Origin of the sequence: Metabacillus sp. YM-086, from assembly GCF_048059995.1 — a bacterium.
Lineage (GTDB): Bacteria > Bacillota > Bacilli > Bacillales > Bacillaceae > Metabacillus > Metabacillus litoralis_B.
Genome location: NZ_JBLUOI010000029.1, coordinates 1 through 21,778, shown reverse-complemented (window position 1 = coordinate 21,778; position 21,778 = coordinate 1). Strand labels below are relative to the sequence as shown.

Below are 21,778 nucleotides of genomic sequence, written 5' to 3'. Positions count from 1 at the left end.
AGAAAAGGAGGGATATCGATATGGCGATTAAAAAATATAAACCAACCTCAAACGGTCGTCGTGGAATGACAGTATCGGATTTTGCTGAAATCACGACAGATCAACCAGAAAAATCGTTACTTGCACCTTTACACAAAAAAGGTGGTCGTAATAACCAAGGTAAATTAACAGTTCGTCACCAAGGTGGTGGACACAAACGCCAATATCGTGTGATTGATTTCAAACGCGACAAAGATGGTATACCAGGACGCGTTGCTACAATCGAGTACGATCCAAATCGTTCTGCAAACATCGCATTAATCAACTATGTTGATGGTGAGAAAAGATACATCCTTGCACCTAAGAATTTAAAAGTAGGTCTAGAGATTATGTCTGGCCCTGAAGCAGATATTAAAGTGGGTAATGCACTACCATTACTAAACATTCCTGTAGGTACAGTAGTACACAACATCGAATTAAAACCTGGTAAAGGTGGACAATTAGTTCGTTCTGCAGGTACTTCTGCTCAAGTATTAGGTAAAGAGGGTAAATACGTACTTGTACGTTTAAACTCTGGTGAAGTTCGTATGATTCTTGCTACTTGCCGTGCAACTGTAGGTCAAGTAGGAAACGAGCAACATGAACTTATTAACATTGGTAAAGCAGGTCGTTCACGTTGGTTAGGCAAACGCCCTACTGTTCGTGGATCTGTAATGAACCCTAACGATCACCCACACGGTGGTGGTGAAGGACGCGCTCCAATCGGACGTAAATCACCAATGTCTCCATGGGGTAAACCAACTCTTGGAGCTAAGACTCGTAAGAAGAAGAACAAATCAGATAAATTTATCGTGCGTCGCCGTAAAAAATAACGTGATTGAACTACGGTTCAATCGAACCGTAGCACGATCGCGAAGGGAGGTACAATCATGGGCCGTAGCTTAAAAAAGGGACCATTCGTTGATGATCATTTAATGAACAAAGTTGAGAAATTAAATGAAACTGAGAAAAAGCAAGTTATTAAAACTTGGTCACGTCGTTCTACAATTTTCCCACAATTTATTGGTCACACTATCGCTGTTTATGATGGACGTAAACATGTTCCTGTATATGTAACTGAGGATATGGTAGGTCATAAACTAGGTGAGTTCGCACCTACACGTACTTACAAAGGTCATGCTAGTGATGACAAAAAAACAAGACGTTAATGAGAGGAGGCATTTAAATGCAACAATCTAAAGCTGTCGCAAGAACAGTTCGTATTGCTCCTCGTAAAGCTCGTTTAGTTCTAGATCTTATTCGAGGTAAGCAAGTAGGTGAAGCAGTAGCGATTTTAAATCACACGCCAAAGGCTGCTTCTCCAATCATAGAGAAAGTACTAAAATCAGCAGTGGCTAACGCTGAACATAACTATGAAATGGACATTAATAGCTTAGTTGTAACAGAAGCTTATGCAAACGAAGGTCCAACTCTTAAACGTTTCCGTCCACGTGCTATGGGTCGCGCAAGTGCAATCAACAAACGCACAAGCCACATCACAATCATCTTAACAGAAAAGAAGGAGGGATAATCAGTGGGTCAAAAGGTAAATCCAGTCGGTCTTCGTATCGGAGTTATTCGTGATTGGGAGTCAAAATGGTTCGCAGGAAAAGACTACTCAACTCTTTTACATGAAGATATTAAAATTCGTGAATATGTTACTAAACGTCTTAGCGATGCATCTGTTTCTAAAATTGAGATCGAGCGTGCTGCTAACCGTGTAAACATTACAATCCACACTGCTAAGCCAGGTATGGTAATCGGTAAAGGTGGTACTGAAGTTGAAGCACTTCGTAAAGCACTTAACCAATTAACTGGCAAACGTGTACACATTAACATTCTTGAAATTAAAAAAGCTGATTTAGATGCTAAATTAGTTGCTGAAAATATCGCACGTCAATTAGAAAACCGTATTTCTTTCCGTCGTGCACAAAAACAAACAATCCAACGTGCAATGCGTGCTGGTGCTCAAGGTATCAAAACTCAAGTATCTGGTCGTTTAGGTGGAGCAGATATCGCACGTGCTGAACACTATAGCGAAGGAACAGTTCCACTACACACACTTCGTGCTGATATCGATTATGGAACAGCTGAAGCTGATACAACTTACGGTAAATTAGGCGTAAAAGTTTGGATCTATCGTGGAGAGGTTCTTCCTACTAAGAAGAAAACTGAGGAAGGAGGAAAATAATATGTTATTGCCAAAACGCGTAAAATATCGCAGAGAGCACCGTGGAAAAATGCGCGGTCGTGCTAAAGGCGGTACTGAAGTACATTTCGGTGAGTTCGGAATTCAAGCTCTTGAAGCTTCATGGATCACAAATCGTCAAATCGAAGCTGCTCGTATTGCGATGACACGTTATATGAAACGTGGCGGAAAAGTTTGGATTAAAATCTTCCCTTCTAAGCCTTATACTGCAAAACCTTTAGAGGTACGTATGGGATCTGGTAAAGGTGCTCCAGAAGGTTGGGTAGCTGTTGTAAAACCAGGTAAAGTTATGTTCGAAATCTCTGGTGTTACTGAAGAGGTAGCTCGTGAAGCTTTACGTTTAGCTTCTCATAAATTACCGATTAAAACGAAGTTTGTAAAACGTGAAGAAATTGGTGGTGAATCAAATGAAAGCTAATGAAATTCGTGACCTTACCACTGCTGAAATTGAACAAAAAGTAAAGTCTCTTAAAGAAGAGTTATTCAATCTTCGCTTTCAATTAGCGACAGGACAATTAGAAAACACTGCTCGCATCCGTGAAGTTCGTAAATCGATCGCTCGTATGAAAACTGTTATCCGTGAAAGAGAGCTTGCTGCTAATAATCGTTAATAAGAGAGGAGGTTTACTGAATGAGTGAACGTAACCAACGTAAAGTCTATACTGGTCGTGTTGTTTCTGACAAAATGGATAAAACTATCACTGTTCTTGTAGAAACTTACAAAACACACCCATTATACGGTAAACGTGTAAAATACTCTAAGAAATACAAAGCTCATGATGAAAACAACCAAGCTAAAACTGGCGATATCGTAAGAATTATGGAAACTCGTCCATTATCTGCGACAAAGCGCTTCCGTTTAGTTAGTGTTGTTGAAGAAGCTATTATCATTTAATATTGTTCGGATAGTTAATTCCGAAGGGAGGTAACATAGATGATCCAACAAGAATCTCGTTTGAAAGTTGCTGACAACTCTGGTGCTCGTGAAGTATTAACAATTAAAGTGTTAGGTGGTTCAGGTCGTAAGACTGCTAACATCGGTGATGTAATTGTTTGTACGGTAAAACAAGCAACACCAGGTGGCGTTGTCAAAAAAGGTGATGTTGTAAAAGCTGTAATCGTGCGCACTAAGAGTGGTGCTCGTCGTTCTGATGGTTCTTACATCAAATTCGACGAAAACGCATGTGTTATCATTCGTGATGACAAAGGTCCACGTGGTACACGTATTTTCGGACCAGTTGCACGTGAATTACGTGAAAACAACTTCATGAAAATCGTTTCTCTAGCTCCAGAAGTTCTATAATAAATTGAATTGCCTTACTAAGGAGGTGCAACTAGGATGCATGTTAAAAAAGGTGATAAAGTAATGGTTATCTCTGGTAAGGATAAAGGTAAACAAGGCGTTGTTCTTGCTTCTTATCCTAAAAAAGACCGTATTCTTGTAGAAGGTATTAACATCGTGAAAAAACACGCTAAACCTTCTCAAGCAAACCCACAAGGTGGAATCTTAAACCAAGAGGCACCTATCCATGTATCAAATGTTATGCCACTTGATCCTAAATCTGGTGAGCCAACTCGTGTTGGTTATAAAGTGGTTGACGGTAAAAAGGTACGTGTAGCAAAAAAATCTGGTGAAACTTTAGATAAATAGTAAATCAGGAAGGGAGGTATATGTATGAACCGCCTTAAAGAAAAGTATCAAAGTGAAATTACTCCTGCATTAATGAAAAAGTTCTCTTACAAATCAGTAATGCAAACTCCAAAAATCGAAAAAATCGTAATCAACATGGGTGTTGGTGATGCAGTATCTAACTCAAAAGCACTAGATGTAGCTGTTGAGGAGTTAGGACAAATCACTGGTCAAAAACCAGTTGTAACGAAAGCAAAAAAATCAATCGCGGGCTTCCGTCTACGTGAAGGTATGCCAATCGGTGCAAAAGTTACACTACGTGGTGAGCGTATGTACCAATTCTTAGATAAATTAATTTCTGTTTCATTACCACGTGTACGTGACTTCCGTGGGGTTTCTAAGAAATCTTTTGATGGTCGTGGAAACTACACTTTAGGTGTGAAAGAGCAATTAATCTTCCCTGAGATTGATTATGATAAAGTTAACAAAGTTCGTGGTATGGATATCGTTATCGTAACAACTGCGAATACTGATGAAGAAGCGCGCGAACTATTAACACAGTTCGGTATGCCGTTCCAAAAATAATCGCTAGTAAAGGGAGGCGAAATTGTGGCTAAAAAATCAATGATTGCTAAGCAAAAGCGCACGCAAAAGTTTAAAGTACAAGAGTACACTCGTTGCGAACGTTGCGGACGTCCACACTCAGTACTACGTAAATTTAAGCTTTGCCGTATTTGTTTCCGTGAACTTGCTTACAAAGGTCAAATTCCAGGCGTGAAAAAAGCTAGCTGGTAAAACCGTATAACGGGAAGGAGGTTATTTAGTAATGGTTATGACAGATCCTATTGCAGATATGCTTACTCGCATTCGTAATGCGAATATGGTACGTCACGAAAAACTTGAGTTTCCTGCATCAACAATCAAAAAGGAAATCGCTGAAATCTTAAAACGTGAAGGTTTCGTACGTGACGTAGAGTATGTAGAAGATAACAAACAAGGTATCATTCGTATTTTCTTAAAATACGGAGCTAACAATGAACGTGTAATTACAGGCCTAAAAAGAATCAGTAAACCAGGTCTTCGTGTATATGCTAAAGCTGGTGAAGTACCACGTGTACTTAACGGATTAGGTATTGCGATCGTTTCAACTTCTCAAGGTGTTTTGACTGACAAAGAAGCTCGTGCAAAACAAACTGGTGGAGAAGTATTAGCATACGTTTGGTAATACGTTTAAATAGAATGGAGGTGTAATGAATGTCTCGTATTGGTAAGAAATTACTTGAAATCCCAGCTGGTGTTACTATTAACATCGCTGATGATAATACTGTAACAGTTAAAGGACCTAAAGGTGAATTAACTCGTACATTCAATATTGATATGCAAATCGCTATTGAAGATAACGTGTTAACTGTTACTCGTCCTTCTGATGCTAAGGAGCACCGTGCTTTACACGGTACAACTCGTAGCTTATTAGGAAACATGGTAGAAGGTGTTTCTAAAGGTTTTGAAAGAGGTTTAGAACTTATCGGTGTCGGTTACCGTGCATCTAAATCTGGTAACAAGTTAGTTCTTAACGTTGGTTACTCTCACCCTGTTGAAATCACACCTGAGTCTGGTATTGAAATTGAAGTACCATCACAAACTAAAGTTCTTGTAAAAGGAACTGATAAAGAGCGTGTAGGTGCTATTGCAGCTAATATTCGTGACGTTCGTCCACCAGAGCCTTACAAAGGTAAAGGTATTCGCTACGAAGGCGAACATGTACGTCGTAAAGAAGGTAAAACTGCGAAGTAATATCGCTTAGTTGATAAGAAAGGAGTGACCTAAATGATTACTAAAGCTGATAAAAATGCTGTACGTAAAAAAAGACACGCACGTGTTCGTGCTAAGTTAACAGGCACAGCTGAACGTCCTCGTTTAAATGTATATCGTTCTAACCAACACATTTACGCTCAAGTAATTGACGATACTAACTCAGTTACTTTAGTAAGTGCGTCTACATTAGATAAAGATCTTAATTTAGATTCTAAAAGCAATGCTGAAGCTGCTCAAAAGGTTGGAGAATTAGTAGCAAAACGTGCTATCGAAAAAGGCGTTAAAACAGTTGTATTTGATCGCGGGGGTTATCTATACCATGGTCGTGTAAAGGCTCTAGCTGAAGCTGCTCGCGAGGCTGGACTAGAATTTTAATCGCAAAAGGAGGGACACAAAGAATGCGTCGTATTGATCCAAACAAATTAGAGCTTGAAGAACGCGTAGTTACGGTAAACCGCGTTGCAAAAGTTGTTAAAGGTGGTCGTCGTTTCCGCTTTGCAGCACTAGTTGTTGTAGGTGATAAAAACGGTCATGTAGGTTTCGGTACTGGTAAAGCTCAAGAGGTACCAGAAGCAATCCGTAAAGCAATTGAGGATGCTAAGAAAAATCTAATTGAGGTACCAATGGTAGGTACTACAATTCCTCACCAAGTTATCGGTCAATTTGGTGCAGGTAACATTCTCTTAAAACCAGCATCAGAAGGTACTGGAGTTATCGCAGGAGGACCTGTTCGTGCGGTACTTGAGTTAGCTGGTGTAGCTGATATTCTTTCAAAATCTTTAGGTTCAAACACTCCAATTAATATGATTCGTGCTACAATCTCTGGATTAAATGATCTAAAGAGTGCTGAAGAAGTTGCGAAGTTACGTGGAAAAACGGTAGAAGAACTGTTAGGATAAGGAGGGAAAACAATGGCGAATAAGTTAGAAATTACCCTCACTCGCAGTGTGATTGGTCGTCCTGAAGATCAACGTATTACTGTTAAAACTCTTGGACTTAAAAAGTTACACCAAACTGTTGTTCAAGAAGATAATCCTGCGATTCGCGGTATGATTAATAAAGTTGCTCACTTAGTTACAGTTAAAGAACAATAATTGAAACATAAATATATAAGGAGGTGTCCCGATGAAACTTCATGAGTTGAAACCAGCAGAAGGTTCACGTAAAACACGTAATCGTGTTGGTCGTGGTATCGGTTCTGGTAACGGTAAAACAGCTGGTAAAGGTCATAAAGGACAAAATGCTCGTTCTGGTGGTGGAGTTCGTCCTGGATTCGAAGGTGGTCAAACTCCTTTGTTCCAACGCTTACCTAAACGTGGATTCACAAACATCAACCGCAAGGACTTTGCAATTGTTAACCTTGATGTCCTAAACCGTTTCGAAGACGGTACAGAGGTTACTCCAGACTTATTACTTGAAACAGGCGTTGTAAGTAATGTGAAATCTGGTGTAAAAATCCTTGGTAACGGCCAGTTAGAGAAAAAACTTACTGTAAAAGCTAACAAATTCTCAGCTTCTGCTAAAGAAGCAATTGAATCTGCTGGCGGTACAGCTGAGGTGATCTAATGTTTAAAACAATCTCCAATTTTATGCGCGTGGGTGATATTAGAAGTAAGATCATATTCACCCTTTTAATGTTAGTGGTATTTCGTATTGGTACGTTCATACCTGTGCCTAATGTTAATGCTGATGTGTTAAAGGCTCAGGATGAACTTAACGTTTTCGGAATTCTAAATACATTCGGTGGTGGAGCATTATATAACTTCTCTATTTTAGCGATGGGTATAATGCCATACATTACAGCTTCAATCATCATTCAACTTTTACAGATGGATGTTGTTCCGAAGTTTACTGAATGGTCTAAACAAGGTGAAGTTGGGCGACGTAAGTTAGCTCAATTTACAAGATACTTTACGATAATATTAGGTTTCATCCAAGCGTTAGGTATGTCTTACGGGTTTAACACCCAATCAGGAGGATTATTAATTAATAATCCTGGTGTAGGAACATACTTGTTAATTGCGATTGTATTAACAGCAGGTACAGCATTCTTAATGTGGTTAGGAGAACAAATCACTTCTAAAGGTGTAGGAAATGGTATTTCCATTATCATCTTTGCAGGGATTGTAGCAGGGATTCCCTCAACTGTTAACCAAATTTATGCACAACAATTCGAAGATGCCGGTGATCAACTTTTCATTAAAATTGTGACAGTTGTCATCCTAATTTTAGCAATATTAGCTGTTGTAGTAGGGACGATCTTTATTCAACAAGCACTTCGTAAAATTCCAATTCAATATGCTAAGGGTGCTGGTAACAAAAACATGGGTGGCGGTCATTCGACTCACCTACCGTTAAAAGTTAACCCAGCTGGTGTAATTCCTGTTATCTTCGCGGTATCATTTATTATTACACCACCTACTATTGCATCTTTCTTTGGTCCAAACGATGTGACAGAGTGGATATCGAAAACTTTTGATTACACACAGCCTATAGGTATGGTTATCTATGTTGCGTTAATCTTAGCGTTTACGTACTTCTATACATTTGTTCAAGTTAATCCTGAACAAATGGCGGATAATTTGAAGAAACAAGGCGGTTATATCCCTGGTATTAGACCAGGTAAGAGCACGCAGGAATATGTTACAAAGGTATTATATCGTTTAACTTTTGTTGGTTCTCTTTTCTTAGCAGCTATAGCTGTTCTTCCTGTTTTCTTCATTAAATTTGCTGATCTTCCTCAATCTGCACAGATTGGTGGAACTAGTTTATTAATTGTTGTCGGTGTTGCGCTTGAAACAATGAAACAACTTGAAAGTCAGCTAGTGAAACGTCATTATAAAGGCTTTATTAAATAATGAGGATATGGGAAATCCTTCCCATTCCCTCTAAATAGAGACTGAGGGGGGAATACAAATGAATCTAGTATTAATGGGTCTTCCTGGTGCTGGGAAAGGAACTCAAGCTGAACGTATTGTAGACAAATACGACATCCCTCATATCTCAACAGGAGATATGTTCAGAGCTGCTATGAAAGAAGAAACAGAACTTGGTCTACAAGCTAAGTCCTTCATTGACAAAGGAGAACTAGTTCCCGATGAAGTTACCATTGGTATTGTTCGTGAACGTTTAGGCAAGAATGATTGTCAAAAAGGTTTCCTTTTAGATGGCTTTCCAAGAACAGTAGCTCAAGCAGATGCGCTTGAAGGAATTCTAACAGACCTAAACAAACAGATTGATTATGTCATTAATATACAAGTTAATAAAGATATCCTAATGGAACGATTAACTGGTCGTCGTATCTGTAAGCAATGTGGAGCAACGTACCACTTAGTATTTAACCCACCTGCTAACGAAGGCAAGTGTGATAAATGTGGTGGCGAGCTATACCAACGCGCAGATGATAACGAAGAAACAGTTGCAAATCGTTTAGAAGTGAACCTTCAACAAACACAACCTCTATTAGACTTTTATAATGAAAAAGGTTATTTAAGAAATATAGATGGTGAACAGGATATCGATTTAGTATTTAACGACGTTGATCAACTGGTTGGAGGACTAGGTGCATGATCATTTGTAAGACTCAGCGTGAACTAGAAATTATGCGAGAAGCAGGACGTATTGTCGCTTTAACTCATCAAGAATTAATTAAACACATTAAACCTGGTGTAACGACGAAGGAACTGGATGTAATTGCCGAAAAATTTATTCGTGCACATGATGCAATTCCTTCATTTAAAGGGTATAATGGTTTCCGCGGAAGCATATGTGCTTCAGTAAATGAAGAGCTCGTTCACGGAATACCGGGTGATCGTGTATTGAATGACGGGGATATCATTAGTATCGATATTGGTGCGAAATATAATGGATATCATGGTGACTCAGCTTGGACCTATCCTGTTGGAAAGATTTCTGATGAAGCTCAAAGATTGTTGGATGTTACAGAAGAATCTTTATTCAGGGGTCTTAAAGAAGCAAAGCCAGACGTTCGATTATCTAACATTTCTCATGCTATCCAAACATATGTTGAAGAGCATGGCTTCTCAGTTGTGAGAGAGTATGTTGGTCACGGTGTCGGGCAGGAGCTTCATGAAGATCCTCAGATTCCTCATTATGGTCCACCAAATAAAGGTCCTAGGTTAAAGCCAGGGATGGTACTAGCGATAGAACCGATGGTTAATGCAGGTACCCGTTATGTAAGAACCTTGGAAGATGATTGGACTGTTGTAACAGTTGATGGAAAATACTGTGCTCACTTTGAACACACTATTGCTATTACTGAAGATGGTTTTGAGATTCTGACTAAGGCATAATCGATAGGTGACATTGCTTAAAATGATCCGATTATCGTTACACCGTGTATTTAGTTGACTAAGCAAATTGTTTGATCAGCTATAAAATATGCGCCAAGATAAGAGGGGTATCGTTTTAGCTGACGGAGAAAGCGAGAGTTTTTCTTCATCACCAGGAATGATCTATTAGCGTATCTCCAGAAGTTCAGAACAGTATATTAGAAGCAGGTCGTGTGACAATTAGGTTATATAATCCTGAGTTTGTCGATGAGCAAGTTACTGATTTGAAGAAGGGAGAACAGTTCAATGGCGAAAGACGATGTAATTGAAGTAGAAGGAACTGTTGTTGAAACATTACCAAACGCAATGTTTAAGGTAGAACTTGAGAACGGTCATACGGTATTAGCGCATGTATCCGGAAAGATTCGCATGCATTTCATTCGTATTTTACCTGGAGACAAAGTTACGGTAGAATTATCTCCATATGATTTAACTCGTGGTAGAATTACGTACCGTTTTAAATAATTTAGCACTCCGTACTACTAAGGAGGTATTAAAATCATGAAGGTCAGACCATCTGTTAAACCGATCTGTGAGAAATGTAAAGTTATTCGCAGAAAAGGCAAAGTCATGGTTATATGTGAGAATCCTAAACATAAGCAAAAACAAGGTTAATATATAAGGAGGTGCAAGCATAATGGCTCGTATTGCAGGTGTTGATATTCCTCGCGACAAACGTGTTGTTATTTCATTAACGTATATTTTCGGGATCGGACGTTCTACTGCTGAAAAAGTTCTAGCTGAAGCTGGAGTTTCTGAAGATACTCGTGTACGTGATTTAACTGAAGAAGAGTTAGGGAAAATTCGTGATGTAATCGATAAGCTTAAAGTTGAGGGTGACCTTCGTCGTGAAATCTCTCTTAACATTAAACGTCTAATCGAGATCGGTTCATTCCGTGGTATCCGTCACCGTCGTGGCTTACCAGTTCGCGGACAAAACACGAAAAACAATGCTCGTACACGTAAAGGACCACGTCGTACAGTAGCAAACAAGAAAAAATAAGGTAAAAGGAGGTTAACCAATAATGGCACGTAAAACGAACACTCGTAAACGTCGTGTGAAAAAGAATATTGAAAGTGGTATTGCTCATATCCGTTCAACATTCAATAACACGATTGTTACTATTACTGATACTCATGGTAATGCGATTTCATGGTCAAGTGCTGGTGCGTTAGGTTTTAGAGGTTCTCGTAAATCTACTCCTTTCGCTGCACAAATGGCTGCAGAAACAGCTGCAAAAGCATCTATGGATCATGGTTTAAAAACTCTAGAAGTTACTGTTAAAGGACCAGGTGCAGGACGTGAAGCTGCAATCCGTTCTCTTCAAGCTGCAGGTCTAGAAGTAACTGCAATCAGAGATGTTACTCCAGTACCACATAATGGATGCCGTCCACCAAAACGTCGTCGTGTGTAAATTTTCTGTATAGATTTTGTATCCCTGTCAATAATGGGTTATGATACAGTATATAAGTTCTAGCAGAAACATTCTGTTGTTGTGCACATTCGGGAACTTTTGAATGGGGAATTTCGGTTAGACATGAATCTATAGAGTCTAGCCGGGGTTTCGACGTTTTGAAGGAGGGTTTATAGATGATAGAAATTGAAAAACCAAAAATCGAAACGGTTGAAATCAGCGATGATGCCAAATATGGTAAATTCGTCGTCGAGCCACTTGAGCGTGGATATGGTACAACTTTGGGTAACTCCTTACGTCGTATTCTTTTATCCTCACTCCCTGGTGCCGCTGTAACATCGATCCAAATAGATGGCGTACTTCATGAGTTTTCAACGATCGAAGGTGTTGTTGAAGATGTTACTTCGATTATCTTAAACATTAAAAAGCTTGCTCTTAAAATCTATTCAGATGAAGAAAAGACGCTAGAAATTGATGTTCAAGGCGAAGGTAGTGTAACTGCATCCGATATTACTCATGATAGTGATGTAGAGATTTTAAATCCAGATCTTCATATTGCAACTCTAGCTTCAGATGCTAGCTTTAGAATGAGGCTAACAGCTAAGCGCGGACGTGGTTATACACCAGCTGATTCTAACAAACGTGAAGACCAGCCGATAGGTGTTATTCCTATTGACTCGATCTTTACACCAGTAGCTCGTGTTTCCTACCAAGTAGAAAAAACACGTGTAGGTCAAGTTGCTAACTATGATAAGTTAACGTTAGATGTTTGGACAGATGGAAGTACAGGGCCGAAAGAAGCAATTGCTTTAGGTTCTAAGATCCTTACAGAACACCTTAATATCTTCGTAGGTCTTACTGATGAAGCTCAAAATGCGGAGATTATGGTTGAAAAAGAAGAGGATCAAAAAGAAAAAGTTCTTGAGATGACGATTGAAGAATTAGATCTATCTGTACGTTCTTACAACTGTTTAAAACGTGCTGGAATTAATACAGTGCAAGAGTTAGCTCATAAAACAGAAGAAGATATGATGAAGGTTCGAAATCTAGGTCGTAAATCTCTTGAAGAAGTTAAGGCAAAATTAGAAGAACTAGGTTTAGGTCTTCGAAAAGACGACTGATGACTAGTTTGTAAAAACTAGCATTTTCGTATGCTATCGGTAAAAATAGCTTGCCTCTATTAAATAACAACATACATTATACAACGAAGGAGGGGACATCTCATGTCATACAGAAAATTAGGCCGTACTAGTGCTCAACGTAAAGCAATGCTACGTGACTTAACTACTGACTTAATCATTAGTGAGCGCATTGAAACAACAGAAGCTCGTGCAAAAGAATTACGTTCTACTGTTGAAAAGATGATCACACTAGGAAAGCGCGGAGACCTTCATGCTCGTCGTTTAGCTGCAGCATATGTACGTAATGAAGTAGCTGAAGTTGTATCTGTTACAACTGAAGAAGGTAAAGAAAAGGATAAGCCAAAATATGCTTTAGAAAAACTTTTCAGTGATATCGCTCCACGTTACGAAGACCGTCAAGGTGGTTACACTCGTATTATGAAACTTGGACCTCGTCGCGGAGACGGTGCTCCAATGGTCATCATTGAATTAGTTTAATAAGTTTCTTACAAGGGCGTGACAGTTTCATAACTGGATCAATGCCCTTTTTTTATAGGGAAGGAAATACATTAATAGATTCATCATTGATCACGTTCCTTCCCTTGATACTGTACCAAGAGTTGTGGTCATGATCACGTATAGAAAGATTAGGAGAGACGAGGATGGGTCAGACAATCATCGATGTTGAAAATATAACATTTCACTATCATCAAGAAGCTGCTCCTGCGTTAGAGAATGTATCTATACAAGTTAATAAGGGAGAATGGCTTGCTATTGTTGGTCATAACGGCTCAGGTAAATCAACTCTAGCACGTATATTAAATGGACTATATGTTCCTGATAAAGGAAAGGTTCGAGTGTGTGGAAATGAATTATCTGAAGAGACGATTTGGGATATACGGAAACATGTTGGAATGGTTTTTCAGAATCCTGATAATCAATTTGTTGGTACCACTGTTAAAGATGATGTAGCCTTTGGATTAGAGAATCACGGAGTTGCTAGGGATGAAATGGTAAGGAGAATTGATTGGGCGACAAAAAAGGTTAGCATGGATCAATTTCTTGAACATGAACCGCATCATCTTTCAGGTGGACAAAAACAACGTGTTGCTATTGCAGGAGTCATAGCAGTTCAGCCGGATATCATCATTCTTGATGAAGCAACTTCAATGTTAGATCCACTAGGAAGAGAAGAAGTTATTCAAACTGTTAGGGACCTGAATGATCAGGGGACTTTAACCGTTATTTCCATAACACATGATTTAGAAGAAGCATCTAAAGCTGACCGAATCATTGTGATGAATGGTGGTAAGAAGTTTGCGGAAGGTACACCAAATGAAGTATTTAAGCTTGATGATGAGTTAGTTAAAATCGGCTTAGACTTGCCATTTCCTCTACAGTTAAGTAAGAAGTTAAGAGAGAAAGGTATCCCAATTAAGGGGAACCATTTGACTGAAGAAGGGCTGGTGGAAGAGCTATGGACATTACGTTCAAAAATGTAGAACATCGTTATCAAGCACGAACACCATTTGAACGACTTGCACTTTATGATGTAAACCTCTCTATTAAAAAGGGAACCTATTTATCCATTATAGGTCACACCGGCTCAGGTAAGTCCACCATTCTACAACATTTAAATGGTTTGTTAAAGCCTACCAATGGCTCTGTTCAAATTGGTTCTCATATCATTGAGGCGGGTAAAAAACAAAAGAACCTTAAGGAAGTTAGAAGGCTTGTAGGTATAGTGTTTCAATTTCCGGAACATCAGCTTTTTGAAGAAACGGTTGAGAAAGATATAGCTTTTGGTCCAATGAATTTTGGTGTAAGTGAAGAGGATGCTTTTAAAAAGGCAAAGAAATCACTTGAAATAGTAGGTTTACCTGAAGCCATTTTACAGAAGTCACCGTTTGATTTAAGTGGTGGACAAATGCGGAGAGTTGCCATAGCTGGTGTTTTAGCTATGGGTCCTGAGGTTTTAGTTCTGGATGAACCTACTGCGGGTTTAGACCCTAAAGGACGAAAAGAAATGATGGACTTATTCTATAAACTTCGTCGTGAGCAAAACTTAACGATTATTTTGGTTACTCATAGTATGGAGGATGCTGCAAAATACTCTGATGAAATTATTGTCATGCATAAAGGCACCATTGAAATGAGAGGGACTCCAAGAGAGATCTTTAGTGAAGGAGAGAAGCTTTCAGCATTAGGCTTAGATTTACCTGAAACAGTTAAGCTTCAGCAAAAGCTTGCTGCAAAAGGAATATCTTTAGGAGAGATTCCACTAACGTTAGAGGAAACAGTTGATCAATTGAGCTCCCTTTTGAAAGAGGTGGGGCAGGCTTGATGAACAATATCATTATTGGTAAATATGTACCAGGCTCTTCCCTTATTCATAGAATGGATCCTAGGGCCAAATTAATCCTAATCTTTGCTTTTGTGTTTATTGTTTTTATTGCCAATAATTTTCTCACTTATGCTCTTTTAGGTGTATTTACCCTTTTCGTTGTTTTAATGACAAAGCTACCTCTTAGGTTTTTAATAAGAGGACTTAGGCCTGTTTTGTGGATTATTCTTTTTACCTTTTTTCTGCATCTCATAGTGACAAAGGAAGGCGAAGTCTTAATTGACTTAAGATTTATGAAGATTTATGAAGAGGGTCTGAAGCAAGGGATCTATATTTCACTTAGGTTTTTATATCTTATTTTAATTACTACGATCCTAACTTTAACTACTACTCCAATTGAAATTACAGATGGTATGGAAAGTCTATTAGGTCCATTTGGTAAACTTGGACTACCTGTCCATGAACTGGCTTTAATGATGTCGATTTCTTTAAGATTTATTCCAACATTAATGGAGGAAACTGATAAAATATTAAAGGCACAAATGGCAAGAGGTGTAGACTTTACAGGAGGCCCTGTGAAGGACCGTTTTAAGGCTGTTGTTCCATTGCTTGTTCCTCTGTTTATTAGTGCCTTTAAAAGGGCTGAGGAGCTTGCTACAGCGATGGAGGCTCGTGGATATAACGGGGGAGAAGGGCGTACAAAGTTGCGTCAGTTAAAATGGGGGATACTCGATACCTCACTTTTGGCACTTTTAGTGGTTTTAGGAGTAGCCTTACTATATTTACGGACATAGGAGCAAAAGATGAGAGTAAAATGCATTGTATCTTATGACGGAACACAATTCAGCGGATATCAGGTGCAACCAAATAAAAGAACAGTTCAAAGTGAAATAGAGAATTCTCTATTAAAGCTTCATAAAGGACAAGCTGTAAAGATTTTTGCGTCTGGCAGAACAGATGCACAGGTTCATGCATTAGGCCAAGTTTTTCACTTTGATACCCATTTAAGCATTCCTGAGGAAAAATGGCCATATGCCTTAAATAGCTTGCTGCCAGATGATATATCGATTAAAGAGGCTGTATACGTAGATGATGATTTTCATTCTAGATTTCATGCGCTGAAAAAAGAATATCGTTACCAAATTAATACTGCTAAAATCCAAGATGTGTTTAAACGACATTATATGTATCATTTCCCATATCCTTTAGATGTGGAGTTAATGAGAAAAGCATCTCAATATCTTTGTGGTACACATGATTTTACGAGCTTTTGTGTAGCAAAAACAGAAGTGGAAGATAAGGTTAGGACCATTTTTTCCATTGATATAATTAAAGAGGAATCTGATATTATTTTTTCTTTTGTTGGTAATGGTTTTTTATATAATATGGTGAGGATTTTAGTAGGAACATTGTTAGAAGTAGGCCAAGGGATGAGGAGTCCTGAAAGTATTTCAGCTGTAATAAATGGAAGAGACAGATCTTTAAGTGGGAAAACTGTCCCAGGTCATGGTTTATATTTATGGAAAGTTTACTATGACAACTAAACCAGGTGTAACATTCCCTTGACATTAGGTTATATACAGTATATTATATCTAATGGTATGTATTTCAACCCCACGAATAAGCCCCGGAAACTTATCGTGTTATGAAATAGAATAGGAACCATCTTTTATTTTAACTAACTAGGAGGAAGAAAATAATGCGTACAACGTTTATGGCAAACGCTGCAAATATCGAACGTAAATGGTACGTAGTAGATGCTGAAGGCAAAACTTTAGGTCGCCTTGCAAGTGAAGTTGCATCTATCCTACGTGGTAAGCATAAACCAACTTACACACCACACGTTGACACTGGAGATCATGTAATTCTAATCAACGCTGGTAAAATTGAATTAACAGGTAAAAAATTAACTGATAAAATTTACTACCGTCACAGCCAATTCCCAGGTGGTTTAAAATCTAGAACTGCTTTGGAAATGCGTACGAACTATCCTGAGAAAATGCTTGAATTAGCAATCAAAGGAATGCTTCCAAAAGGTTCATTAGGTCGTCAAATGGCTAAGAAATTACATGTATATGCTGGTAGCGAACATCAACACCAAGCACAACAACCTGAAGTTTACGAACTTCGCGGATAATCATTAAGAGGAGGTAATTAATTTGGCACAGGTTCAATATTACGGTACTGGTCGTCGTAAAAGCTCAGTTGCTCGTGTACGTCTAGTTCCAGGCGAAGGCCGTATCGTTGTAAACAATCGTGATATTACAGAATATATCCCATCAGCTGCACTTATCGAAGATATTAAACAACCATTAAACTTAACTGAAACTGCAGGTAACTATGATGTTCTTGTTAATGTTTCAGGTGGTGGATATGCTGGTCAAGCAGGCGCTATCCGTCATGGTATCTCTCGTGCTTTATTAGAAGCAGATCCAGAATACCGTGCATCACTTAAGCGCGCTGGTTTATTAACTCGTGACGCTCGTATGAAAGAACGTAAAAAATACGGTCTTAAAGGCGCTCGTCGTGCACCTCAGTTCTCAAAACGTTAATTTTACGTTTCAAAGACTCTCAACCAATTGGTTGGGGGTCTTTTTTTATTTCCTTTTTTATATTTGTATTGTCTATTCGACAAACTTCGGGAGGTGCCTGTCACTTTTCATTTCTTGGGAAATAATTTTTATTTCTCATTTTCATTTCTTAGATGAAATTGGCAGCATTTTTACGAATGAGAAACAGGTAGTGATAAACAATACATATAAGGGAGGCATCTACAATGAATGAAATTATTTCTTTAAAGCAGAAGAGACATCAGAAGGAATTAAAATATGAAAGAAAGATGTTAAGAGAACTTTCTTTAACAGATATTAAAGGGAAAATTGATGATTGTTTTGGAAGCTTTAATAGTAATTTTAAAAAATCAGTGGTTGAAGATGGATGTATCGATTTTGCTATAGAGGCATTTTTACTTGGTGCCAAGTACAGTAAGTTTGGCTATTATGGAGAATCTATGCAATCAGCCCATAAAAGATGTCAATTAGAAGAGAAAAGGTTAATTGATGATTTATTTGACTACTTTATTACATGGGGTAAAGTAAAAGAGGGGGACCTTTCCTTCGAGGAAATTCACTTAGCCTGTGAATATTATATTCATATTTGGTGGAAAGAAGGATATCTAAAAGGTGAAAAAAGATACAAGTTAAGACTTCATTAGTTTCTAATTAAGAATAATCATATTCCTATCCGTTGTCCCATATATTGAAATGAGGACGAGCAGGAGGGAATAGGGATGAATAAAAAAATAAAATGGTTAAGCTTTATTGGGGGCTTTGTTTTATTACTTATACTATTTCAGTGGCAATTTTCGGATAACAAATCGTTTGAATCATGGAATTTACCGCTCACTGGAAAGGTGATTTATATTGATCCTGGTCATGGAGGACCAGATGGGGGAGCAGTTGGTAGTGATACCTTAGAAAAGGATATATCTTTAAGTATTTCGTTAATTATAAGAGATTATCTTCAAGAACAAGGTGCACTTGTATTGCTTACGAGAGAAGAGGATGTAGATTTAGCAGAAGAAGATACCACTGGATATAGTCGAAGAAAAGCCGAGGATCTAAAAAAACGTGTAAAGATAATCAATGAATCTGAAGCGGATCTATTTTTAAGTATTCATCTAAATGCAATTCCTTCAGCAAAGTGGAGTGGTGCGCAAACTTTTTATAGTGGAAGATATATTGAAAACGAAAATATTGCAAAGTATATACAAGATGAATTAAGAAGAAATCTTGAAAATACAGAGCGAGTTGCCAAGCCGATTGATGGAGTATATCTTCTTAAAAACCTTGAAAAGCCAGGTGCTCTAGTTGAAGTAGGATTTTTATCAAATCCAGAAGAAGAAAAACTACTTCAGACTCAGAGTTATCAAGATAAAGTTGCTGCTTCTATCTATAATGGAGTTTTAAGGTATTTTTCAAATGAGAAAAATCCTCCAGAATAAGGAGCATAGCTAAGCCTTGATTTCTTACCTTATCAGAAAATTATGTTATACTGATGTAAACGACTTCATAATAAGGGTGGAATATCATGCTAAGAGAAGATGCAATAAAAACAGCAATAGGAAAACTAGAAGATCCTTTCTTACATATATCATTAGAAGAATTAAATGCTATTGAGGAAATAAACATAAAGCAGGAAAAGCAACATGTTAGCCTGAGAATAGGCATTTCAAAACTAAACACAGCAGAGCAGCTTCAATTACAACAAAAGGTTGTTGCGATAGTAAAAGAGCTAGGAGCAGAATCTGTTGGACTTCGTTTTCATGAACTTTCTCAAGAAACGATAGCTGCTTATCAAGATACTGTTGGAAATCAGTCAGATTCTTTATTATCCCCTGGAAATAAAACAACATTTCTTGCAATCGCCAGTGGTAAAGGTGGAGTAGGTAAATCAACAGTTTCGGTAAATCTTGCTGTGTCTCTAGCACGTCTAGGGAAAAAAGTAGGGTTAATAGATGCAGATATATACGGATTTAGTGTACCTGATATGATGGGAATAACAAAGAGACCTGCTGTTAAAGGTGAAAAAATTATTCCGGTTGAGAGATTTGGAGTCAAGGTGATCTCAATGGGATTTTTTGTTGAAGATAACGCACCTGTTATTTGGAGAGGCCCGATGCTTGGGAAAATGTTAAATAACTTCTTTAATGAAGTTGAATGGGGAGATTTAGATTTTCTTTTATTAGATTTGCCTCCAGGAACAGGTGATGTGGCATTAGATGTTCATTCAATGCTTCCTTCTTGTAAAGAAATCATTGTGTCAACGCCTCATCCTACAGCGGCATTTGTAGCAGCTAGAGCGGGAGCCATGGCATTACAAACTGATCATGAAGTAATTGGTGTTGTAGAAAATATGGCTTATTTTGAAAGTGCCAAAACAGGCGAGAAAGAATATGTATTTGGCCGTGGCGGCGGTGAGAAATTAGCTGAAGAGTTAAGAGTACCGTTATTAGGAAAAATTCCTTTACAACAACCAGACTGGAATGACGATGATTTTGCACCATCTGTGTATGCTGCAGACCATCCAATAGGAAAAATATATGATTCAATAGGACAACAAGTGACTAAATTAATTCCAGTGAAAGCATAAAAAAGCGCTATATTAGCGCTTTTTTTATTGTTAACTACCTCCACCGCCACCTTCTTCTCCACTTCCACCACTTTGTTCGCCGCCACCACCTTGCTCAGCTTCTTGACCACCACCACTTTGTTGGCCAGCCTCCTCAGCAGCTTTTAACAGAGTTTCTTGAATTTGTGCTTTATATAGTGGGCTAGAAAGGGTTTCAGTTATTACTTCTTGAAGATGCTTTCTAAATTCTTGACTTTTAACTGCGGTAAGGAAATTCTTTTCCATTTCTGGATCTTTAAAAACATCGATAAGTAATTTCTGATAGTCAGGGTCTTTCATTAGCTCTTTAATAACCTTCTCATGTTCATCCTTAATACTTGTTGCAAAGCTTTCAACAAATTTTGGATCCTCAAATACCTTTTGCCAAAATTTAGTTCCTTCTTTAGAGGTTAAAGTTGTTTTAATTGTTTCTTTCACAATGCTTTGGTCCATGATTAGAACCTGTTTCATTTCTTCATCTTTCATGACTTCCTGTAATGCCTTTTTCCCATCGTCTGTTTTTAATATATCAACAACCATCTTTTTAGTTTCCTCATAGTCCATTTGTGTGCCTGATTCTTCTCTCGGGGCACACCCAGACATAAAGATAAAAACAGCTAAAGTCATGAGGAGCGAGTATCTCTTCATGGTAATCCAAGCTCCTTTCTATTTGCGTGATACTATATATATTTTGATTTAGATTAGAGAATTTATACGAGGAAAATCGTTACGTATGGCTTTTTTAATGAAGGATTGGTAAAATCATAAGGAGTAATATGATGGAGGATATATAAGTGAAAAGTAGAAATTGGGTTCGATTATTTTTAAGTACTTTGCTAGTTGGTGGAGTAGCTACAAGTGTTATTGGGTTTCTCCTGAAATGGGAAGAATATAAAGAATTATTTATTACTTTTGATGTACTTGAGATTTTATCTGTTTTATTCTGGTTATTCGGAGTAGGTTTAATTTTTAGCGTGATATCTCAAATGGGTTTTTTCGCTTATTTAACCATACATAGGTTCGGGTTAGGAGTATTTAGATCAACTTCCTTATGGAATATTGCTCAGCTTATTTTAGTTATTTTTGTTTTGTTTGACTTAGTTTACTTCCGATATCAGTTATTCAGTAAAGAGAATGAAGCGTTAACATCTTACATCTTAATAGCAGGTTATGTATTTATTGTTGGACTTTTAGTTGCTTTCATGAAAAGAAAGGATACAAATAAAGAGGCATTTGTACCTGCTTTATTCTTTATGATTGTTGTAACTGTTATTGAATGGTTTCCAGCATTACGCGTTAACGAAGAGGACTGGCTATTACTCATGCTTATTCCTATTCAGATCTGTAATGCCTACCAATTATTAATGCTTCCTAAATTTCTTCAGCAAAAATAAGCTAACTCCCAAGTGTAGGATCTACCTCTAAGGTAAAGGGATACAAATCATATGATTTGTATCCCTTTTATTTATAAAAGCTTTTTAAGGGATGATATTTAAATATAAAGGAGATGAAGACCAAAAGTAGTATGGGGAATAAGAAAAATGGTCTTCATAAAGCAGATGAAGACCAAAAGTAGTATGAGGAACAAGAGGAATGGTCTTCATAGAGGAGATGAAGGCTAAAAGTGATATGGGGAATAAGAGAAATGGTCTTCATAAAGGAGATGATGATCAAAAGTAGTATGAGGAACAAGAGAAATGGTCTT

General features: G+C 37.9%; 37 protein-coding genes and 1 pseudogene. 37 read left to right on the top strand and 1 reads right to left on the bottom strand.

What is annotated here, in order from left to right:
* Positions 1-20: 20 nt before the first annotated feature.
* The 36 genes and pseudogenes from rplB to ACEWK1_RS13670 all read left to right on the top strand — a co-directional run bounded on the left by rplB (position 21) and on the right by ACEWK1_RS13670 (position 20,055).
* Positions 21-851 (top strand): 50S ribosomal protein L2, encoded by an 831-nt coding sequence (gene rplB, locus ACEWK1_RS13845; protein ID WP_098798322.1) that lies wholly within the window; start codon positions 21-23, stop codon positions 849-851.
* Positions 852-908: 57 nt separating this feature from the next.
* Positions 909-1,187 (top strand): 30S ribosomal protein S19, encoded by a 279-nt coding sequence (gene rpsS / locus ACEWK1_RS13840; RefSeq protein WP_026561224.1) that lies wholly within the window; start codon positions 909-911, stop codon positions 1,185-1,187.
* Positions 1,188-1,204: 17 nt separating this feature from the next.
* Complete coding sequence (rplV, locus tag ACEWK1_RS13835; RefSeq protein ID WP_121664185.1) at positions 1,205-1,549, top strand: 50S ribosomal protein L22; 345 nt, start codon at positions 1,205-1,207, stop codon at positions 1,547-1,549.
* A 3-nt stretch (positions 1,550-1,552) separates the two neighbouring features.
* A complete protein-coding gene (gene rpsC, locus ACEWK1_RS13830; protein WP_098798319.1) occupies positions 1,553-2,209 on the top strand; it encodes a 30S ribosomal protein S3 in 657 nt (218 codons plus the stop codon).
* 1 nt (position 2,210) lies between these two features.
* Positions 2,211-2,645: a 50S ribosomal protein L16 gene (gene rplP, locus ACEWK1_RS13825; protein ID WP_098798318.1), complete on the top strand. Its 435-nt coding sequence runs from the start codon at positions 2,211-2,213 to the stop codon at positions 2,643-2,645.
* The gene (rpmC, locus tag ACEWK1_RS13820) at positions 2,635-2,838 is read left to right on the top strand and encodes a 50S ribosomal protein L29 (protein WP_098798317.1); all 204 of its coding nucleotides are present in this window, start codon (positions 2,635-2,637) and stop codon (positions 2,836-2,838) included. The genes rplP and rpmC overlap by 11 nt, the downstream gene beginning before the upstream one ends.
* A gap of 20 nt (positions 2,839-2,858) precedes the next feature.
* The gene (gene rpsQ / locus ACEWK1_RS13815; protein WP_098798316.1) at positions 2,859-3,122 is read left to right on the top strand and encodes a 30S ribosomal protein S17; all 264 of its coding nucleotides are present in this window, start codon (positions 2,859-2,861) and stop codon (positions 3,120-3,122) included.
* A gap of 39 nt (positions 3,123-3,161) precedes the next feature.
* The gene (gene rplN / locus ACEWK1_RS13810) at positions 3,162-3,530 is read left to right on the top strand and encodes a 50S ribosomal protein L14 (protein ID WP_026561230.1); all 369 of its coding nucleotides are present in this window, start codon (positions 3,162-3,164) and stop codon (positions 3,528-3,530) included.
* A gap of 36 nt (positions 3,531-3,566) precedes the next feature.
* Positions 3,567-3,878, top strand: a complete 312-nt coding sequence (gene rplX / locus ACEWK1_RS13805; protein WP_098798315.1) for a 50S ribosomal protein L24 — start codon at positions 3,567-3,569, stop codon at positions 3,876-3,878.
* A gap of 24 nt (positions 3,879-3,902) precedes the next feature.
* Entirely contained in the window at positions 3,903-4,442 is a 540-nt protein-coding gene (gene rplE / locus ACEWK1_RS13800; protein ID WP_098798314.1) for a 50S ribosomal protein L5, read from the top strand.
* 24 nt (positions 4,443-4,466) lie between these two features.
* Positions 4,467-4,652 (top strand): 30S ribosomal protein S14, encoded by a 186-nt coding sequence (gene rpsN, locus ACEWK1_RS13795; RefSeq protein WP_010285078.1) that lies wholly within the window; start codon positions 4,467-4,469, stop codon positions 4,650-4,652.
* A 31-nt stretch (positions 4,653-4,683) separates the two neighbouring features.
* On the top strand, positions 4,684-5,082 hold the full coding sequence (gene rpsH, locus ACEWK1_RS13790) for a 30S ribosomal protein S8 (protein ID WP_098798313.1): 399 nt from the start codon (positions 4,684-4,686) through the stop codon (positions 5,080-5,082).
* 29 nt (positions 5,083-5,111) lie between these two features.
* Positions 5,112-5,651, top strand: a complete 540-nt coding sequence (gene rplF, locus ACEWK1_RS13785; protein ID WP_121664186.1) for a 50S ribosomal protein L6 — start codon at positions 5,112-5,114, stop codon at positions 5,649-5,651.
* 33 nt (positions 5,652-5,684) lie between these two features.
* A complete protein-coding gene (gene rplR / locus ACEWK1_RS13780) occupies positions 5,685-6,047 on the top strand; it encodes a 50S ribosomal protein L18 (RefSeq protein WP_212138667.1) in 363 nt (120 codons plus the stop codon).
* A 23-nt stretch (positions 6,048-6,070) separates the two neighbouring features.
* Positions 6,071-6,571, top strand: coding sequence for a 30S ribosomal protein S5 (rpsE, locus tag ACEWK1_RS13775; protein WP_098798310.1), 501 nt, complete (start codon positions 6,071-6,073; stop codon positions 6,569-6,571).
* 12 nt (positions 6,572-6,583) lie between these two features.
* Positions 6,584-6,766, top strand: a complete 183-nt coding sequence (gene rpmD / locus ACEWK1_RS13770) for a 50S ribosomal protein L30 (protein WP_026561237.1) — start codon at positions 6,584-6,586, stop codon at positions 6,764-6,766.
* A gap of 31 nt (positions 6,767-6,797) precedes the next feature.
* Positions 6,798-7,238, top strand: coding sequence for a 50S ribosomal protein L15 (gene rplO / locus ACEWK1_RS13765; RefSeq protein WP_121664188.1), 441 nt, complete (start codon positions 6,798-6,800; stop codon positions 7,236-7,238).
* Entirely contained in the window at positions 7,238-8,530 is a 1,293-nt protein-coding gene (gene secY / locus ACEWK1_RS13760; protein ID WP_121664189.1) for a preprotein translocase subunit SecY, read from the top strand. The genes rplO and secY overlap by 1 nt, the downstream gene beginning before the upstream one ends.
* A gap of 58 nt (positions 8,531-8,588) precedes the next feature.
* Complete coding sequence (locus ACEWK1_RS13755; RefSeq protein WP_098798308.1) at positions 8,589-9,242, top strand: adenylate kinase; 654 nt, start codon at positions 8,589-8,591, stop codon at positions 9,240-9,242.
* Positions 9,239-9,985: a type I methionyl aminopeptidase gene (gene map / locus ACEWK1_RS13750; RefSeq protein WP_121664190.1), complete on the top strand. Its 747-nt coding sequence runs from the start codon at positions 9,239-9,241 to the stop codon at positions 9,983-9,985. The genes ACEWK1_RS13755 and map overlap by 4 nt, the downstream gene beginning before the upstream one ends.
* A 170-nt stretch (positions 9,986-10,155) precedes the next feature.
* Positions 10,156-10,293, top strand: a pseudogene (locus ACEWK1_RS13745) (RNA-binding protein); the annotation flags it as partial.
* Positions 10,271-10,489 carry a translation initiation factor IF-1 gene (gene infA / locus ACEWK1_RS13740; RefSeq protein ID WP_003348578.1) on the top strand — a complete coding sequence of 73 codons (219 nt, stop codon included), beginning with the start codon at positions 10,271-10,273 and terminating at the stop codon, positions 10,487-10,489. The pseudogene ACEWK1_RS13745 and the gene infA, both read left to right, overlap by 23 nt.
* 36 nt (positions 10,490-10,525) lie before the next feature.
* A complete protein-coding gene (rpmJ, locus tag ACEWK1_RS13735) occupies positions 10,526-10,639 on the top strand; it encodes a 50S ribosomal protein L36 (protein ID WP_003156543.1) in 114 nt (37 codons plus the stop codon).
* Positions 10,640-10,661: 22 nt separating this feature from the next.
* Entirely contained in the window at positions 10,662-11,027 is a 366-nt protein-coding gene (gene rpsM / locus ACEWK1_RS13730; RefSeq protein ID WP_098798306.1) for a 30S ribosomal protein S13, read from the top strand.
* Positions 11,028-11,049: 22 nt separating this feature from the next.
* A complete protein-coding gene (gene rpsK, locus ACEWK1_RS13725; protein WP_098798305.1) occupies positions 11,050-11,439 on the top strand; it encodes a 30S ribosomal protein S11 in 390 nt (129 codons plus the stop codon).
* Positions 11,440-11,615: 176 nt separating this feature from the next.
* Positions 11,616-12,560 (top strand): DNA-directed RNA polymerase subunit alpha, encoded by a 945-nt coding sequence (locus tag ACEWK1_RS13720; RefSeq protein WP_098798304.1) that lies wholly within the window; start codon positions 11,616-11,618, stop codon positions 12,558-12,560.
* 102 nt (positions 12,561-12,662) lie between these two features.
* Entirely contained in the window at positions 12,663-13,058 is a 396-nt protein-coding gene (gene rplQ / locus ACEWK1_RS13715; protein ID WP_098798303.1) for a 50S ribosomal protein L17, read from the top strand.
* Positions 13,059-13,222: 164 nt separating this feature from the next.
* Complete coding sequence (locus ACEWK1_RS13710; RefSeq protein WP_212138666.1) at positions 13,223-14,062, top strand: energy-coupling factor ABC transporter ATP-binding protein; 840 nt, start codon at positions 13,223-13,225, stop codon at positions 14,060-14,062.
* The gene (locus ACEWK1_RS13705) at positions 14,038-14,904 is read left to right on the top strand and encodes an energy-coupling factor ABC transporter ATP-binding protein (protein ID WP_212138665.1); all 867 of its coding nucleotides are present in this window, start codon (positions 14,038-14,040) and stop codon (positions 14,902-14,904) included. The genes ACEWK1_RS13710 and ACEWK1_RS13705 overlap by 25 nt, the downstream gene beginning before the upstream one ends.
* Positions 14,901-15,698, top strand: a complete 798-nt coding sequence (locus tag ACEWK1_RS13700) for an energy-coupling factor transporter transmembrane component T family protein (protein ID WP_212138664.1) — start codon at positions 14,901-14,903, stop codon at positions 15,696-15,698. The genes ACEWK1_RS13705 and ACEWK1_RS13700 overlap by 4 nt, the downstream gene beginning before the upstream one ends.
* 9 nt (positions 15,699-15,707) lie before the next feature.
* A complete protein-coding gene (gene truA, locus ACEWK1_RS13695) occupies positions 15,708-16,448 on the top strand; it encodes a tRNA pseudouridine(38-40) synthase TruA (RefSeq protein WP_121664194.1) in 741 nt (246 codons plus the stop codon).
* Positions 16,449-16,603: 155 nt separating this feature from the next.
* Positions 16,604-17,041 (top strand): 50S ribosomal protein L13, encoded by a 438-nt coding sequence (gene rplM, locus ACEWK1_RS13690; protein WP_121664195.1) that lies wholly within the window; start codon positions 16,604-16,606, stop codon positions 17,039-17,041.
* Between the two features lie 22 nt (positions 17,042-17,063).
* Positions 17,064-17,456: a 30S ribosomal protein S9 gene (gene rpsI, locus ACEWK1_RS13685; RefSeq protein ID WP_212138663.1), complete on the top strand. Its 393-nt coding sequence runs from the start codon at positions 17,064-17,066 to the stop codon at positions 17,454-17,456.
* A gap of 224 nt (positions 17,457-17,680) precedes the next feature.
* The gene (locus ACEWK1_RS13680) at positions 17,681-18,118 is read left to right on the top strand and encodes a DUF2521 family protein (RefSeq protein ID WP_121664197.1); all 438 of its coding nucleotides are present in this window, start codon (positions 17,681-17,683) and stop codon (positions 18,116-18,118) included.
* A gap of 75 nt (positions 18,119-18,193) precedes the next feature.
* Positions 18,194-18,907 carry an N-acetylmuramoyl-L-alanine amidase CwlD gene (cwlD, locus tag ACEWK1_RS13675; RefSeq protein WP_121664198.1) on the top strand — a complete coding sequence of 238 codons (714 nt, stop codon included), beginning with the start codon at positions 18,194-18,196 and terminating at the stop codon, positions 18,905-18,907.
* An 86-nt stretch (positions 18,908-18,993) separates the two neighbouring features.
* Positions 18,994-20,055 (top strand): Mrp/NBP35 family ATP-binding protein, encoded by a 1,062-nt coding sequence (locus ACEWK1_RS13670; protein ID WP_121664199.1) that lies wholly within the window; start codon positions 18,994-18,996, stop codon positions 20,053-20,055.
* 30 nt (positions 20,056-20,085) lie between these two features.
* Here the strand turns inward: ACEWK1_RS13670 and gerD are convergent, their stop codons facing one another.
* Complete coding sequence (gene gerD, locus ACEWK1_RS13665) at positions 20,086-20,721, bottom strand: spore germination lipoprotein GerD (RefSeq protein WP_121664200.1); 636 nt, start codon at positions 20,719-20,721, stop codon at positions 20,086-20,088.
* A gap of 146 nt (positions 20,722-20,867) precedes the next feature.
* On the opposite strand from gerD, the gene ACEWK1_RS13660 reads away from it, so the two are divergent.
* On the top strand, positions 20,868-21,467 hold the full coding sequence (locus tag ACEWK1_RS13660; protein WP_251406638.1) for a KinB-signaling pathway activation protein: 600 nt from the start codon (positions 20,868-20,870) through the stop codon (positions 21,465-21,467).
* Positions 21,468-21,778: the final 311 nt, after the last annotated feature.

Bases quoted from the DNA above. Each gene is read 5' to 3' on its own strand.
- rplB (WP_098798322.1), top strand. From the start codon at position 21: ATGGCGATTAAAAAATATAAACCAACCTCAAACGGTCGTCGTGGAATG.
- rpsS (WP_026561224.1), top strand. From the start codon at position 909: ATGGGCCGTAGCTTAAAAAAGGGACCATTCGTTGATGATCATTTAATG.
- rplV (WP_121664185.1), top strand. From the start codon at position 1,205: ATGCAACAATCTAAAGCTGTCGCAAGAACAGTTCGTATTGCTCCTCGT.
- rplP (WP_098798318.1), top strand. From the start codon at position 2,211: ATGTTATTGCCAAAACGCGTAAAATATCGCAGAGAGCACCGTGGAAAA.
- rpmC (WP_098798317.1), top strand. From the start codon at position 2,635: ATGAAAGCTAATGAAATTCGTGACCTTACCACTGCTGAAATTGAACAA.
- rpsQ (WP_098798316.1), top strand. From the start codon at position 2,859: ATGAGTGAACGTAACCAACGTAAAGTCTATACTGGTCGTGTTGTTTCT.
- rplN (WP_026561230.1), top strand. From the start codon at position 3,162: ATGATCCAACAAGAATCTCGTTTGAAAGTTGCTGACAACTCTGGTGCT.
- rplX (WP_098798315.1), top strand. From the start codon at position 3,567: ATGCATGTTAAAAAAGGTGATAAAGTAATGGTTATCTCTGGTAAGGAT.
- rplE (WP_098798314.1), top strand. From the start codon at position 3,903: ATGAACCGCCTTAAAGAAAAGTATCAAAGTGAAATTACTCCTGCATTA.
- rpsH (WP_098798313.1), top strand. From the start codon at position 4,684: ATGGTTATGACAGATCCTATTGCAGATATGCTTACTCGCATTCGTAAT.
- rplF (WP_121664186.1), top strand. From the start codon at position 5,112: ATGTCTCGTATTGGTAAGAAATTACTTGAAATCCCAGCTGGTGTTACT.
- rplR (WP_212138667.1), top strand. From the start codon at position 5,685: ATGATTACTAAAGCTGATAAAAATGCTGTACGTAAAAAAAGACACGCA.
- rpsE (WP_098798310.1), top strand. From the start codon at position 6,071: ATGCGTCGTATTGATCCAAACAAATTAGAGCTTGAAGAACGCGTAGTT.
- rpmD (WP_026561237.1), top strand. From the start codon at position 6,584: ATGGCGAATAAGTTAGAAATTACCCTCACTCGCAGTGTGATTGGTCGT.
- rplO (WP_121664188.1), top strand. From the start codon at position 6,798: ATGAAACTTCATGAGTTGAAACCAGCAGAAGGTTCACGTAAAACACGT.
- secY (WP_121664189.1), top strand. From the start codon at position 7,238: ATGTTTAAAACAATCTCCAATTTTATGCGCGTGGGTGATATTAGAAGT.
- ACEWK1_RS13755 (WP_098798308.1), top strand. From the start codon at position 8,589: ATGAATCTAGTATTAATGGGTCTTCCTGGTGCTGGGAAAGGAACTCAA.
- map (WP_121664190.1), top strand. From the start codon at position 9,239: ATGATCATTTGTAAGACTCAGCGTGAACTAGAAATTATGCGAGAAGCA.
- infA (WP_003348578.1), top strand. From the start codon at position 10,271: ATGGCGAAAGACGATGTAATTGAAGTAGAAGGAACTGTTGTTGAAACA.
- rpmJ (WP_003156543.1), top strand. From the start codon at position 10,526: ATGAAGGTCAGACCATCTGTTAAACCGATCTGTGAGAAATGTAAAGTT.
- rpsM (WP_098798306.1), top strand. From the start codon at position 10,662: ATGGCTCGTATTGCAGGTGTTGATATTCCTCGCGACAAACGTGTTGTT.
- rpsK (WP_098798305.1), top strand. From the start codon at position 11,050: ATGGCACGTAAAACGAACACTCGTAAACGTCGTGTGAAAAAGAATATT.
- ACEWK1_RS13720 (WP_098798304.1), top strand. From the start codon at position 11,616: ATGATAGAAATTGAAAAACCAAAAATCGAAACGGTTGAAATCAGCGAT.
- rplQ (WP_098798303.1), top strand. From the start codon at position 12,663: ATGTCATACAGAAAATTAGGCCGTACTAGTGCTCAACGTAAAGCAATG.
- ACEWK1_RS13710 (WP_212138666.1), top strand. From the start codon at position 13,223: ATGGGTCAGACAATCATCGATGTTGAAAATATAACATTTCACTATCAT.
- ACEWK1_RS13705 (WP_212138665.1), top strand. From the start codon at position 14,038: ATGGACATTACGTTCAAAAATGTAGAACATCGTTATCAAGCACGAACA.
- truA (WP_121664194.1), top strand. From the start codon at position 15,708: ATGAGAGTAAAATGCATTGTATCTTATGACGGAACACAATTCAGCGGA.
- rplM (WP_121664195.1), top strand. From the start codon at position 16,604: ATGCGTACAACGTTTATGGCAAACGCTGCAAATATCGAACGTAAATGG.
- ACEWK1_RS13680 (WP_121664197.1), top strand. From the start codon at position 17,681: ATGAATGAAATTATTTCTTTAAAGCAGAAGAGACATCAGAAGGAATTA.
- cwlD (WP_121664198.1), top strand. From the start codon at position 18,194: ATGAATAAAAAAATAAAATGGTTAAGCTTTATTGGGGGCTTTGTTTTA.
- ACEWK1_RS13670 (WP_121664199.1), top strand. From the start codon at position 18,994: ATGCTAAGAGAAGATGCAATAAAAACAGCAATAGGAAAACTAGAAGAT.
- gerD (WP_121664200.1), bottom strand. From the start codon at position 20,721: ATGAAGAGATACTCGCTCCTCATGACTTTAGCTGTTTTTATCTTTATG.